Annotated in this window: 12 protein-coding genes; 5 read left to right on the top strand and 7 right to left on the bottom strand. The window is 63.5% G+C overall.

Annotated elements, in window-relative coordinates; translation table 11 throughout:
* Window positions 1–62 precede the first annotated feature (62 nt).
* The 3 genes from ACHIRB_RS15885 to ACHIRB_RS15875 are packed head-to-tail and all read right to left on the bottom strand — an operon-like array spanning window position 63 to window position 3,552.
* Entirely contained in the window at window positions 63–1,043 is a 981-nt protein-coding gene (locus tag ACHIRB_RS15885) for an FAD-dependent oxidoreductase (RefSeq protein ID WP_395124045.1), read from the bottom strand.
* Window positions 1,040–2,731 (bottom strand): flavin monoamine oxidase family protein, encoded by a 1,692-nt coding sequence (locus ACHIRB_RS15880; protein ID WP_395124046.1) that lies wholly within the window; start codon window positions 2,729–2,731, stop codon window positions 1,040–1,042. Before ACHIRB_RS15880 ends, ACHIRB_RS15885 begins: the two co-directional genes overlap by 4 nt.
* On the bottom strand, window positions 2,728–3,552 hold the full coding sequence (locus ACHIRB_RS15875) for a carbon-nitrogen hydrolase family protein (RefSeq protein WP_395124084.1): 825 nt from the start codon (window positions 3,550–3,552) through the stop codon (window positions 2,728–2,730). Before ACHIRB_RS15875 ends, ACHIRB_RS15880 begins: the two co-directional genes overlap by 4 nt.
* 276 nt (window positions 3,553–3,828) lie before the next feature.
* Here ACHIRB_RS15875 and speB point away from each other — a divergent pair, with 276 nt between their 5' ends.
* Window positions 3,829–4,788 carry an agmatinase gene (gene speB, locus ACHIRB_RS15870; protein WP_199703298.1) on the top strand — a complete coding sequence of 320 codons (960 nt, stop codon included), beginning with the start codon at window positions 3,829–3,831 and terminating at the stop codon, window positions 4,786–4,788.
* Here the strand turns inward: speB and ACHIRB_RS15865 are convergent.
* The 3 genes from ACHIRB_RS15865 to ACHIRB_RS15855 all read right to left on the bottom strand — a co-directional run bounded on the left by ACHIRB_RS15865 (window position 4,785) and on the right by ACHIRB_RS15855 (window position 7,398).
* Window positions 4,785–5,387: a helix-turn-helix domain-containing protein gene (locus ACHIRB_RS15865; protein WP_199703299.1), complete on the bottom strand. Its 603-nt coding sequence runs from the start codon at window positions 5,385–5,387 to the stop codon at window positions 4,785–4,787. The genes speB and ACHIRB_RS15865 overlap by 4 nt on opposite strands.
* Window positions 5,388–5,460: 73 nt before the next feature.
* Window positions 5,461–5,814, bottom strand: a complete 354-nt coding sequence (locus ACHIRB_RS15860; RefSeq protein WP_395112067.1) for a hypothetical protein — start codon at window positions 5,812–5,814, stop codon at window positions 5,461–5,463.
* A gap of 54 nt (window positions 5,815–5,868) precedes the next feature.
* Entirely contained in the window at window positions 5,869–7,398 is a 1,530-nt protein-coding gene (locus ACHIRB_RS15855) for a PucR family transcriptional regulator (RefSeq protein ID WP_395112068.1), read from the bottom strand.
* A gap of 135 nt (window positions 7,399–7,533) precedes the next feature.
* Between ACHIRB_RS15855 and ACHIRB_RS15850 the strand changes: the two genes are divergently transcribed.
* The 4 genes from ACHIRB_RS15850 to ACHIRB_RS15835 are packed head-to-tail and all read left to right on the top strand — an operon-like array spanning window position 7,534 to window position 13,487.
* A complete protein-coding gene (locus ACHIRB_RS15850) occupies window positions 7,534–8,964 on the top strand; it encodes a gamma-aminobutyraldehyde dehydrogenase (RefSeq protein ID WP_395112069.1) in 1,431 nt (476 codons plus the stop codon).
* A gap of 57 nt (window positions 8,965–9,021) precedes the next feature.
* Window positions 9,022–10,974, top strand: a complete 1,953-nt coding sequence (locus tag ACHIRB_RS15845; RefSeq protein WP_395124047.1) for a primary-amine oxidase — start codon at window positions 9,022–9,024, stop codon at window positions 10,972–10,974.
* Between the two features lie 60 nt (window positions 10,975–11,034).
* Entirely contained in the window at window positions 11,035–11,916 is an 882-nt protein-coding gene (locus ACHIRB_RS15840; RefSeq protein WP_395112072.1) for a universal stress protein, read from the top strand.
* On the top strand, window positions 11,913–13,487 hold the full coding sequence (locus tag ACHIRB_RS15835; protein ID WP_395112073.1) for an APC family permease: 1,575 nt from the start codon (window positions 11,913–11,915) through the stop codon (window positions 13,485–13,487). Before ACHIRB_RS15840 ends, ACHIRB_RS15835 begins: the two co-directional genes overlap by 4 nt.
* Before the next feature lie 3 nt (window positions 13,488–13,490).
* On the opposite strand, the gene ACHIRB_RS15830 is transcribed toward ACHIRB_RS15835, so the two are convergent.
* Window positions 13,491–14,105: a TetR/AcrR family transcriptional regulator C-terminal domain-containing protein gene (locus ACHIRB_RS15830; protein ID WP_395112074.1), complete on the bottom strand. Its 615-nt coding sequence runs from the start codon at window positions 14,103–14,105 to the stop codon at window positions 13,491–13,493.
* Window positions 14,106–14,192 lie beyond the last annotated feature (87 nt).

Below are 14,192 nucleotides of genomic sequence, written 5' to 3'. Positions count from 1 at the left end.
CGGGAAAGAAACTCGTAAAATTCCCAAAGCGGTGTGTTACGAGGCGAATTCGCCGCGCGAACCTACCGTTCGGTAACCCCGGCACGACCCTCGGAGACAAGCCGAACGACGTCTCCAGCAACACCCCACGACGTGGTGACACCGGCGCCGCCGTGTCCGTAGCTGTGCACCACACGACGCCCTGCATGCTCACCGACGTCGAGGCGGACCTCATCGCGACCGGGACGCAGTCCAACGACGTCGGCAAGGACTGCGGCGTCGGCGAGCCTCGGTTCGAGCTTGCTCGCGGCGGCCAGAATCGACTGCGCAACAGTGGAATCCGGCGTCCGATCGGTCTCCCCGGGTTCGTTCGTACCGCCGCAGATCACGTCGTCGGCTCGCGGGATCACGTACGTGCACCCCCGCGCGTTGTCCTCGTCTATGTACCACCGCGTCAGACCAGGATTGGCAACGCGAACGATCTGGCCGCGTACAGGCACCAAGCGGGTGTCGCCAGTCAGCGCGCCCGCCACAAGGCCTGCTGCGACGACGATCGGGCAATCTCCATGTCCGACATCGTCCAAGGACTCCAGTGAACGCCACTCGAACGCCACACCCTCGCGCACACACTCACCGAGCAGCCACTCGAGATAGATCGGCATCACGATCACCGGCACAGTGCAGACCTCACCGGAGACGGCGCCGTCGACGAGTTCGTCGGGTCGCGCAGCGCGAGCAGCGACCACATCCCCGGCCCACCACGCCGTCCGACCCGGCACCCGTTGCAGCACAACGCCTTCCCGCTTTGCGACGCCCGTGTCGGGATCGGCGGCCAATTCGGTGAACCTGGCGAGCGATTCCACCGACCAACGCAGCACGAGGTCTTTCGGATACGCGTCGTAGGGCTCCCAGATCGCGGCGGCGATCGCGGACACCGTGTCGGCGGGCAACCTGTCGGCGACGACGGTGTCTCGCACACCCGACTGCGCCAACGCAAGTGCGGACGTCAGCCCGATGACGCCCGCGCCGACCACAACGACATCGGCCACGTCAGGCGCTGTCACGGTTCCAACTCGATCGGCGCGATGTCGTCGTACACGTCGCCGGGGCCCGGATTGCCTTCCGGGGTACGCCCACCGAAGTGGTTCATCACTCCCCACACCGCGTTCAGCGCCGTCTGCACGGCACCTTCGGCCCACCCCGCGGTCCACGACACGTCGTCGCCCGCCATGAAGAACCCACGGAACTCGGGCGGTAGCCGATCTTGCATGAAGTGCCCGTAGAGGCGCTGCTGATAGCGGTAGTGCCCAGGCAGATTCGCCTTGAACGCTCCCATGAAGTCGCGTTCGGTCTCCCATGACAACGTCACCGGTGACGCTATGACGTGGCTGCGGATGTCGACGTTCGGGTAGATCTCCGCGAGCGACTTCAGCATCAGATCCATCCGCTCGGTCGCATCGAGTGGGAGCAGTTTCAACGAATCGTCCGCCCACGTGTACGACAGGCAGATGAGCCCTGGTTTGTCGTCGCCGAAATCGAGCAGGTAGGTGCCACGATTCATCCGGTCGGTGAGCGTCATGCTCATCACCTCGCGGCCGGTTTCCGGATCGATGTCCTTCCAGAACGGCCGATCGACGAGCACGAACACCTTGGACGATCCCATGTAGTGGGTGCGCTCGATCGCCGTCCAGTGGTCGATCGGAATGAGGCGCTCGTCGGACCGGATCGTGTTGAGCAACATCCAACCCTGACCGGTGAACACAACCGACGGGAACGTGTCGATTCGTCCGGACTTGTCGGTGACGGTGAAGTTGTCCGGGTGGGTACGACGCAGATCCATGACGCGCGGGCGCGGCACACCACCGTCGTGCAACGACTGCACCGACGTACCGGCGGGCCAATGTGCGGCACCCTCGACGGGGGTGCTCCACAGCCGCACCGGAAGTTGCTGCGAGCCACCGTCGATACCTTGGTGGTGGTCGTCGGCCGCGGTGCAGGTCACGCGCAGGATTTCGAGTATGGAGTTCGGGAAGTCGGTATCCCAGCCGCCGGTGCCGAACCCGACCTGACCGAAGATCTCACGGAGTGCGAAACGAGCGAATGCGTCGGACTGACAGAGGAATCCGTAGAACGTGACATCGTCGTAGCGCTTGACGAGATCGCCCCAGATCGCCTTTATCGCAGGCACATCGCGTTTACGGATCGCGTCTGTGAGCGCCTTCGCTTCGGCGTGCTCGTCGAGAGTCCGAGCCCACGCGTCGGCGACTTCACGATAGATGTCGGGGAGGTCGTCGATGGTCCTGGCAAAATGCTTGTCGCCCTTGAGATCGACGACAGTGCTCGACGTCGCGTCGGCAAGTGGGTTCGGGAACGGCGTCGTCGACAGACCCATCTCGTCGAGGTAGTGGAACAGGGTCGTCGACGACGGTGGGAAGCGCATCGAGCCCATCTCGGCAGTGACGCCAGGGTGGCCCTCGAACTCGACCGATCGCATCCGGCCGCCGATCTGATCCGCCTCGTACAGCACGGGACGCAGTCCCATACGCAGCAATTCGCGCGCGATGAGCGTTCCCGACAACCCACCGCCGATCACTGCCACGCGGGTGCCGTACGCCTCCGGGGGCACCGAGCCGATACCCGCCGGGTTCTTCACGTAGTCGTCGTAGGCAAACGGGAAGTCCGGCCCGAACATCGTGAGGGGCGGCAACTCGCTGTTGTCGTGTAAGCCCTCTGGTCCGATCGGGATGGTCATCCGTTGCTCCTAGTTTCTTCGTGCTCGCGCGATGACGCGAGAGGTCCGTAGAGGTCGCTCCGCCGATCGGGCAGATGCGTATTGATGGTGCGCCCCGATGTCAGTGCGGCGGGGTCGAATTCGGCAATCAGCAGTTCCTCGGCGGCGCCGGCGCGCACCAGGTCGGCGCCGTCCGGGCCGATCGCGCAACTGAGCCCGCAGTAGCTGAGTTCGTTCTCGACATCACACCGGTTGACGTAGGCGACGAATAATTGGTTCTCGTAAGCCCGGGCCGGCACCAGGATCCGGCTGACGACCTCGAACGGCGCCATCAAACCCGTTGGCACAAGCAGCACATCGGTTCCGGCGTCGGCATGAGCGCGCGCCACCTCGGGGAATTCGATGTCGTAACAGATCGCGAGCCCGCAGGTGAGATCGCCAAGCCGAAACTGCGTGACCAAGTCCTCGCCCTGGACGAAGAGTCCGCGGTCGAGATCGCCGTAGAGATGGGTCTTGCGATGCCGTGCGATGCGCGCTCCATCGGGACCGACAACGGCAACCGTGTTGTAGTTGCCTGCCTCGACAGTCTCCGGATAGCCGTAAACGATTGCGATGGAATGCTTTCGGGCGATCTCCGCGATTGCGTCGAACAGGGGTCCGTCGGCGGGTTCGGCTCGCTCGGCGGACAGTTCGCCGATGTTGTAGCCGGTGGCCGACATTTCCGGTGTCACCAGGATGTCGGCGCCGGCCGCAGCAGCACGGGCCGCGGCCGCTGCAATCGCTGCAACATTTGCCTCGACATCGCCTGGCGCGTGTGGCCCCTGATACAGGGCCGTGCGCATCACTGCGCTGCCCGTCGACGATGGGCGGGTGATGGACGCACTTACTCCCTGCTTTCGACCGTCGATAGTGACGATCAGGCCGGTCACGATGTGATTGACGTCTATCTTGAGAGCCTACGACACCTCCTGTCAACCCTTGTGTCCTATAAGGCCACACGAAGGTCTGGAACTACTCGCGAGTAGGTAAGACCTGCGCGAAAACCCTTGCCACATCCAGGACACAAGAGTTGACTAATGCACAACTTCACGCGCACCGACCATCGAAAGGGTGGCACCATGTCAGCCGACCAGCAACGCAACTTCATCGGTCCGGTCGATGCATCGCGAGTTCCTCGCTACTGCGGACCCGAGACGTTCGCGCGACTCCCCCGCGCCGACGAGGTTTCGCGCCCGGACGTTCTCGTCGTCGGCATTCCCTTCGACTCGGGTGTCAGCTACCGACCGGGTGCGCGCTTCGGTCCAAGCCACATTCGTGCGTCGTCGAAACTGCTGCGGCCGTACAACCCGGCGCAGGACGTCCACCCGTTCGGCGTTCAGCAGGTCGCCGACGCCGGCGACATCGCGGTCAATCCGTTCGATCTGAACGAGGCAATCTCGACGATCGCCAGCGAGTCCGAGGCGCTGCAGGCCGACGGATCGACGCTCGTGACGCTCGGCGGCGACCACACGATCGCGTTGCCGCTGCTGCGCACACTGCACCGGATGCACGGCCCGATCTCGGTGTTGCACTTCGACGCCCACCTCGACACGTGGGACACCTACTTCGGCGCGCCCTACACCCACGGCACTCCGTTTCGTCGGGCGAGCGAAGAAGGCCTGCTCGACCTCGAGCACTGCCAGCACATGGGCATTCGCGGACCGCTCTACTCCGCGGCAGATCTGGAGGACGACACAGCGCTCGGATTCCAGATCGTCCGGGCCGACGACTACGAGGTCGACGGGGTTCGCGGAGCGGTCGATCGGATGCGGGCACGCCTCGGCGACGGACCCGTCTACGTCTCGATCGACATCGACGTGCTCGATCCGGCACACGCACCCGGAACCGGTACTCCCGAAGCGGGCGGCCTGACGAGTCGCGAACTGCTCAACACGTTGCGCGGATTGAAAGGCCTCAACGTCGTCGGCGCCGACATCGTCGAGGTCGCTCCGGTGTACGACCACGCCGAGATCACCGGTGTCGCCGCGTCACACGTTGCGTACGAACTGATTTCGATACTGGCGGCCAACCGGGCCTAGGCCCGGTAGCCCGAATGTGGCAGCGCCGGGCAGATCATCCACAGCACGGTCGTCATCGGTTCGCCCTTCGGCACCGAAAACGCGCGTGGCGAGGCCGGATCGAAGGTCAGCGCATCACCCTGCCCGAGTACGACGACACCGTCGGAGAAGCTGACCTCCAGACGACCACCGACGACGAACACGAACTCGACCTCACCGGGCAGCGGATACGGTTCGGCACCGCTACCTCCGCCGGGTTCGATCTTGGAGAGCAGTACCTGAACACGCCGCTCGGATTGCGGCGTCAGCAGGAACTCGGCAATGTCATGACCGCCGAACCCGATCGCCGGGTACTCCCCCGCGCGTACGACGCTGCGGGTCGCGGAAGTCTCGAACAGATTCGACAGCGGAATCGTGAGCGCTTCGCTGATCCTGAGCAACGCCGCGACCGACGCAGTCGACTTGCCTCGCTCGACCTTCGACAGAAAGCTCTTGGTGAGTCCGCTTGCCTCTGCGAGAGATTCGATCGTCATCCGTTGCGCCTTGCGGACGGCACGGATGCGTAGGCCGACAGCTGTGGACGGATCGGGATCACGATCCTTGTGTCCAGACACCGCCATTCGACCTCCAACTGACATCTACATCTATTGCTCGAATAGTACCCACGCCTGACCTGCTACCAGGCCGACCACGTCAAGCCCCGCTGATCTTGTCCAAGCGCTGCAGTAGCTCGTGCGCCGCGAGCTCGACGTCTTTGTGCCGCCATTCGGCTGCTCGGTACACGCACGCGATCAACGCCGTGCGGTGCACTCTGCGAAAGTCGCCGAATACGAACGCGTATCGCGCCTTGGTCTCCTCCGTTGCGCCCTCGGTAAGGCCCAGACGCCATCCGGCGTAGTCGTCCCAGGAGTGCGATTCGAGAAAGTCGTTCTGCGCCTTGGCATTCGGCTGGACTTCGCCCCAGTCGCTATCAAGAACGTATTGCCGCGCATCGATCAGCCGCTCGGCGTGCGCCACCGCAGCTGTATTGACAGAGTATTCGGCCAAGTCACCGATTGTGCACCTGCCGACGCGGCCAGCGGGAGGAATGGCGCCGCCGATTCAGCTTCCTCGCGCCATGATGGCGAGCAGCAACTCGGCCCGCACGCGAGCGATGTCGAGGTTGCAGCCGAGCAGCGCCTCGGTCTGCGAGATGCGCTTACGCAGGGTGTGCCGATGGACTCCTGTTGCTGCGGCGGCGGATTCCCAGTGCCCGTTTGCCTCGAGGAAGGCGCGCAACGATGCCAGCAGTTCGGTGCCGTTGCTGCGGTCGTAGTCCTCGACGGGCGTCAGCATCGTGTCAGCGACCGCGTTGAGGATGCGCCGACTCGCATCGAACGACAGCAGGGCTTGCCCCGTCAGCGCCGAGAACTCCAGCGGTAGTCCACCTCGTTCGGCCGCGGACGCCGCAAGCTTGGCGTTGTCGACCGCGGCGACGACCTGGTCGACGGGATGCACACCGCTGACCCCGACCCGGATCAACTTGCGCACCGAGCTCGAGATCCCTGTCGACACCCGCCGCGCGAACGCTGCGTCTTCGCTACCCGGCAGCACCACGATCACCTGCCGGTCGTTGGACTGCATGAACAACGAGTGTCCCGCGCGGCTCATCGCCTCCTCCAGAGCCGCAGCAACGACTTTCGTCGCCGACGCGGTCTCACACGACGCAGCGAGGACCCGAATGTTGTTGCGCGAGTCTGCCGCCGCCGCAAGCTGGGCCCATGCTGGGGCAAGGTCGGCTTCGGTGCTCAGCAGCAGACCGAGCGCGTGGCTGTTCAGTTTGTTCTGCGCTGCCTGCAGCCTGGCAGGCTTCTCGAAATCGAGCGCGAGCAACGAGTTGGCATGTCCGAGCAGGATTTGATCGATGTGGCTGAGCGGCAATTTGCTCACCACAACCAAGTCGCCGTGGTCGTCGCTGCCGACACTGATGCGCTGATGGGTGATCGCGGCGCCCGTCTTGTCCAGCGACACACTGCTCGACGCCGTCGAGGTATCGCTCGCGAGCGCCTCCTTGATCTCGGCGAGCAACGCCGCATCCAGCGACTTCGGATGGCTCTCCACAACCCGGCCCGACGGGTCGAGCACAAGCACCTTCGACGCCAACGATCGCGCCAGTTCCCGAACGATGGCTTGCGCCCCTCCGAACACCACCGCTCGGGTCATCCGCGGCTGCGCACGCGAGGCCCGCAACACCGCGTCGTACTGCTGCTCGGCAAGGCGCGCGGTCACCCGCTTCACCACTGCCGCGAACGGCGTCCGCAGCGGCACCTCGAACAGCGGCAGACCGATCTCGTCGGCTGCCCGTACCAGATCGTCGGGGACGGTCGGGTGGGTCAGGCCGGTACCGAACCCGACCGCAGCGACGTTGCATGCGTCAAGTCCGCGGAGGTAGGCGACACGCTCCTCGGAGGTGTCGGCCAATCGAATTCCAGTGGTGAGCAACAACTCTCCGCCCGAGAGCCAGCGGAACGGGTTGGGCAGTTCGGTCGCGAGCGCCAGATTTATCTCGCGTTCGACGCCTGCCGAACCGCCTTTGAGCGCCAGCGCAAGATCGGACTGGCCGAGCACCCAGGCGACAGGAACGTTCACCATCCGAAGTGTACATATTGTCGAAGATCGATTGAAAGTTTGTCCATCTTGTCAAGTGATCATGTAAGTGACACAGAGCACACTAAGTCCAGAACGGTTCCAGACAACAACACGTCCCTGCGAGATGAACGGTGCATCATGCCGACCGCTGTGCTCGAGAACTACATCAACGGCGAATTTGTGGCCTCAAGCGCCACCGAAACCCTCGACCTGATCAACCCTGTCGACGAGTCTGTCGTCGGGCATGCTCCGATATCGAACGAAGCCGACGTGAAAGCAGCGGTCGACGCCGCGCAGCGGGCCTTCGAGGCCTGGAGCCGAACGACTCCGAACGAGCGCCAGAAGGCGTTGCTCAAACTTGCCGATGCGATCGACGCGCACACCGACGAACTGGTAGAAGCTCAGTGCCGCAATACCGGTCAGCCGAAGTCCGTGATCGCCGCCGAAGAGATCGCTGTCAGCGCAGACCAGGTTCGCTTCTTCGCAGGCGCCGCGCGCATCATCGAGGGCAAGTCGGCAGGCGAATTCATGGATGGCTTCACCTCCTACGTTCGCCGTGAACCGATAGGCATCGTCGGCCAGGTGACCCCGTGGAACTACCCGTTCATGATGGCCATCTGGAAGATCGGCCCAGCGCTGGCCGCAGGCAACACGATCGTTCTCAAACCCAGTGACACCACACCCGAAAGCACACTCGTGCTCGCGAGGCTCACGAAGGGAATCCTCCCCGACGGGGTCTTCAACGTCGTGCTCGGCAACGGCGGCACGGGTGCCGCGCTCGTCGGCCATCCCGCACTCGGTCTCGTGTCGATCACCGGCTCCGTCCGCGCGGGCATCGCCGTCGCCGTCTCCGCCGCACAGCAACTCAAGCGTGCGCACCTCGAACTCGGCGGCAAGGCACCGGCCGTCGTCTTCGCCGACGCCGACATCGACAAGGCCGCAAGTGGAATCGCGGAGGCCGCGTTCTTCAACGGCGGCCAGGACTGCACCGCGGCAACCCGCGTGCTCGTTCACGAATCGATTCACGATCAGCTCGTCGATGCGCTTGTCGAGAAGTCGAAGTCCTTGCAGCCAGGGCTACCCGATGATCCGGACTCGTTCTACGGTCCGCTCAACAACATCAACCACTTCACCGAAGTCACCAAGAAGGTCGATGCGATCCCCGCGCACGCAACGATCGTCACCGGTGGAAAGCGCTTGGGTGACAAAGGCTTCTTCTTCGCGCCGACCATCATCACCGGTGTCGACCAGAAGGATGACATCGTGCAGGAGGAGACCTTCGGACCGGTGTTGACGGTGCAACCGTTCACCGACGAAGCTCAGGCCATCCAGTACGCGAACGACGTGCGGTTCGGTCTCGCGTCGAGCGTCTGGACCAAGGACCACGCCACGGCCGAGCGACTGACGCGCGCACTCGATTTCGGCTGTGTGTGGATCAACTGCCACATCCCGCTCGTGGCAGAAATGCCGCACGGCGGTTTCAAGTATTCCGGGTACGGCAAAGACCTTTCGGCATACGGTGTCGAGGACTACACCCGGCTCAAGCACGTGATGAGCTCGCACGACTGACGAGCTCCACCTTTCGAATATCCATTCGCACAACACTTCTCCGGCAGGGAGCCTCCCGTGGCAGACACATTCCATCCGCTCGATCCGCTTACATCCGACGAGTTCGGCAGGACAGCAAGTCTGCTCAACGCTGCGCATGGCGTCGGTCCCGGATGGCGTTATGCCTCGATCGAACTCGTGGAACCGCCGAAAGCCGATGTCGCAGCCTTCGACCGCGACGGCACCGTGCCGGACCGCCGAGCCGTCGTCGTCTGCTTCGAACGCGCCGAGAACAAGACCTACAAGGCGGTCGTTTCGCTCACCAGCGGTTCGGTACTCGAGTGGAATCACATTCCTGGTGAACAGGCCAACTTCACCGTCGACGAATGGGTCGAGTGCGACGAAGCTCTACGCAATCACCCCGATGTCGTTGCGGCACTGGCTAAGCGTGGCGTCACCGACATGAGCATGGTGTTCATGGACACCTGGACCTACGGCGACGTCGTCATGCCGGAGAAGTACAAGGGCCGCAGGCTCGGCTGGTCCGACACCTGGGTGAAGGCTGCCGACGGTGCCAACCCCTACGCGGGTCCGGTCAACGGATTCCACTGCGTCATCGACGTCAACACCATGGAACTGCTCGAGATCGAAGACACGTTCACCGTCGACAAGCCGGAGATCATGGGCGAGTACGTTCCCCGCCACATCCCCGAGCGAATTCGCAATGCCAGCACCCGGGAACCGTTGCAGCCCCTCGAAATCACCCAACCTGAAGGTCCGTCGTTCACGCTGGAGGGCAACAAGCTCGAGTGGCAGAACTGGTCGCTACGCGTCGGGTTCAACTACCGCGAGGGTATGACCCTGCACGCGATCTCCTACAATGACAACGGCCGGGTCCGCCCGATCGCCAACCGACTGTCGTTCGCCGAGATGATGGTTCCCTACCGCGACCACTGCGACGATCATTACCGCAGAACAGCTTTCGACATCGGCGAGTGGGGCATCGGCTTCATGACAACCTCACTCGAACTCGGGTGCGACTGTCTCGGCGAAATTCGCTACCTCGATGCGGTACTGCACAACAGCAAGGGCGAGCCCTACACGATCAAGAACGCGATCTGCATCCACGAGGAGGACAACGCGGTCCTGTGGAAGCACGTCGACCACCACGCGGGTGCCGAAGTGCGGCGTATGCGTCGGCTCACCGTCTCGCTCCATGTCACGGTCGCGAACTACGAATACCTCACGTACTGGCGCTTCTATCAGGACGGCAACATCGAATGTGAGGTCCGCGCAACGGGAATCATGGTCGTAAGCCACTTCGACGAAGGTGGCACACATCCGCACGGCACGTTGGTCGACAACCGCACCTACGCGCCATACCACCAGCACTTCCTGGTCGCGCGGATGGACCTCGACGTCGACGGCACCGAAAACACCGTCTACGCAACGGAAACCGAAATCGTGCCGATGGGTCCGGACAATCCGTACGGATTGTCGCTGCGGCAGAAGAACACTCCGCTTCGGACCGAAGCCGAAGGTAAACAGGACTTCGACTGGAACAGCCAGCGGGCCTGGAAGGTCGTCAACGACAACACCAAGAACGGCATCGGTACCTCACCGGCATACAAGCTGGTGCCCGGCGCCGCGATACCTGCCATGTTCGATCCGAAGTCACCAGTCCTCGCCCGCTGCCGCGCGATCGAGCACACGCTGTGGGTCACGCCGAACTCCCCCGACGAACGCTGGCCCGCAGGCGAATTCGTGAATCAGAGCAAGGTCGACCACGGTCTGCCCGAGTGGACCGAAGCGAACCGCTCGATCGAGAACACCGACGTGGTGCTCTGGTACGTGTTCGGGATTCATCACATCACCCGACCCGAGGACTGGCCGATCATGCCGGTCGACACGGTGAACTTCTGGCTCAAACCGGTCGGCTTCTTCGATCGCAATCCATCGATCGACGTAGCGCCTACGCCCCCGAAGGCCTGCCATGCCGAGGGTGCGGACGGTGACCATCACCACCACTGACACCTGACGCTGTTCACCTTCACTCCTACCCCTCGACCCTGCTGCAGAATCGAAGAGCCCATGAGGTTAGTAGTCGCCTATCTCGCCACCCCCAGCGGCGAAGACGGACTCGCGCTCGGCGTCCGGCTGGCCCGAACTCTGAACGCCGCGTTGGATATCTGCATGGTGCTGCCGCCGGATCGACCGCTGGCGGAACTCATTCAATCCAACGCCAGCTACGACGACATGCTCGCCGAGCAAGCACAGAAATGGCTCGCAGCTGCGGTGGAGTCGGTGCCGGACGGCATCGAGGCGACGTCGCACCTCATCTTCAACGAGTCGTTCGCCGAAGGCCTGCTCGAAGAGGCGAACAAGATCGAGGCCGCCGCGATCGTGGTCGGTGCTGCCGGTGACGGGCTGATCGGGCGTCACTCGATCGGTTCGGTGACGAGCGACCTACTGCACTCGGCGAACGTGCCACTCGCCCTCGCCCCGCGCGGCGAACGGCATTCGAAGGTCACCGGGATCCGCGAGGTCACGTGTGCGATCGGCAGTCGGCCGGGTGCCGACCTGCTGCTCGACACCGCACTGCAAGCCAGTGAGGCGAGCGGCACCCCGCTGCGACTGGTGTCGTTGATCGCGTTGGACCCGTTGGAAGGGGTGCGACGCAGCGACGACACCGCCGATACCTTCCGCGAGCGCGCTGTGGTGCACGCGCACGAGAATCTCAAGATCGCGAAGTCCTATCTGCCGGAAGACTTCCCGGTGACATCGGTCATCACCGACGGCCCGACGGTCGAGGCAGCCGTCAACAAGCTCGAGTGGCACGACGGTGACCTGATCATGGTCGGCTCCAGCCGACTCGCTCAACCCCGCCGCCTGTTCCTCGGCTCCACCGCGGCGAAGATGCTGCGCGTCCTGCAGGTCCCGATGGTCGTGGTTCCGAAAGAGGAGCTCAAATGATCGACAACAGCGGTTCGACCACGCCTACGGCGACGCCTGCGGCGGAGGGACTCGTTTCCAAAGGTCTCGCGCCTGGCAAGATCGGCACCTTGTCCGGTGCCGTGCTGGGAATTTCCTCGGTTGCCCCCGGCTACACGCTGACGGCAAGCATCGGCTTGATCGTCGCGGCGGTCGGTCTGAAGATGCCTGCGATCCTGATCGCGGGCTTCATTCCGATGTTCCTAACCGCCTACGCCTATCGTGAGCTGAATTCCCGCGCACCCGACTGCGGTGCGTCGTTCACGTGGTCCACCAAGGCATTCGGCTCCTACATCGGCTGGATGTGCGGTTGGGGCATGGTGATGGCGACGATCATCGTCCTGTCCAACCTTGCGGCGATAGCCGTGGAGTTCTTCTACCTGTTCTTCGCGCGTATCTTCGACAACACCGACATCGCGGACCTTGCCGACAACAAGGGCATCAACATCGCAACAACGTTGGTGTTCATCGCCATCGCGACTCTGGTTGCGAGCCGGGGAATTACGACGAGCGAGCGCGTGCAGTACATCCTCGTCGGATTCCAGATGATCATCCTGCTTGCGTTCGCAGTCACTGCGTTCGTCCATGTCGGGATCGGCGATGCACCGGCAGATCTGAGTTTCGACATCGACTGGTTCAATCCGTTCACCGGACTTGCATTGAGCGCCTTCGTGATCGGCGTGACCGGATCGATCTTCGCGTTCTGGGGCTGGGACACGTGTCTCACGTTGGGTGAGGAATCGAAGGACCCGAAGAAGGTGCCCGGCCGCGCAGGACTGCTGTGTGTGTTGTCGATCCTGTTGACCTACTTGCTCATTGCGGTCGCCGTGATGATGTACGCGGGCGTTGGCGAAACCGACCTCGGGCTCGGCAACGAGGAGAACGCCGACAACGTCTTCGGCGCGCTGGCCGACCCCGTGCTCGGCCGCTGGGCGGGTCCGCTGCTGTTCCTCGCCGTGCTCGCGTCGTCGGTCGCAAGCCTGCAGACGACGTTCCTGCCTGCGGCCCGGACCATGCTTGCCATGGGTGCCTACGGTGCCTTCCCGAAAAAGTTCGCCGAGGTGAGTCCCCGGTTCCTGGTACCGACATTCAGCACCATCGTTGCCGGTGTCGTCACCGCGAGCTTCTACACCCTCGTCACCCTGCTTTCCGAGCGGACGTTGCTCGATACCATTGCGGCACTTGGCATCATGATCTGCTGGTACTACGGGATCACCGCCTTCGCGTGTGTCTGGTTCTTCCGCAGGGAGTTGTTCACCAGCGCGCGCAACATCGTGTTCAAGTTCCTGTTCCCGCTGCTCGGCGGACTCATGCTCGGCTCGGTGTTCGTCATCTCGGTTCGCGAGAGCATGGATCCCGAGAACGGCAGCGGCGCGGAGATCGGCGGCATCGGACTTGTGTTCTACATGGGCTTCGGCATCCTGCTACTCGGAGCCGTCCTGATGGTCGTGATGCGTTTCCGCAGCCCCGACTTCTTCCTCGGTCGGACGCTGACCCGCGACACGCCGCCGCTGGTGGAAGATGTTGCCCCGGAGTCGGTGGCCAAGCGGTAAGGGTCAGCCGGCCTCGCACGACTGCGCAAGCCAGCCCGCAACGAGCGTCCGGAGCCCGAATTCGAAGGCGGCATCCGCACGTTCGGGATTCGGTGTCGAGGTCGCCAATGCCGCGCGCATCGCGTCGTTGGCATCGGGCACGTCAGCCCACACTTCTTCGGGCGCCGCGAGATCCAGTGCGGATCCGAGGACGAAGCTGTCGAGCGTCGTGATGGCGGCCAGCACCTGCTCCGGCGCGAAGCCGCCGTCGGAAAACGCTTGTGCCAGTGCGTTGTACATCGCGAAGGCGACGCCGGTTCGGACGGTCTGCGACGTGAGGATCGGAATGAGACGCGGATGTTTGGCGTAGCTGCGGCGGTACTCCCGTGCCAGGCGCGCGACGGTGTCGCTCCAATTCTCGTCTTCCTCGCTCGCCACCGTGATCTCGGCCATCGCGCGCGATCGCATCAGCTCGATGATCTCGGCTCGGCCACTGACGTGGTTGTACAGCGAAGACGGGCGCACGCTCAGCTTCGCGGCGATGCCCGGCATCGTGAAGTCGCCAGTGCTGTCCACCGCCCGCAATGCGGCGTCGGTGATGATGCCCGCCGAGAGTATCGGCTGCGATGGCCGCGGCATCGGAAACCTCCAGGTCGTTCAAGTTGGGTCTTGCGTTGTGAACCTCCGCACACCATACTTAACGAATTGCATTCGTTTTATCCGACA

The organism is Antrihabitans spumae (assembly GCF_043944905.1).
Taxonomy (GTDB): domain Bacteria; phylum Actinomycetota; class Actinomycetes; order Mycobacteriales; family Mycobacteriaceae; genus Antrihabitans; species Antrihabitans spumae.
Note: the sequence above shows the minus strand (reverse complement) of the source record. Positions and strands in the feature narration are given on the sequence as shown.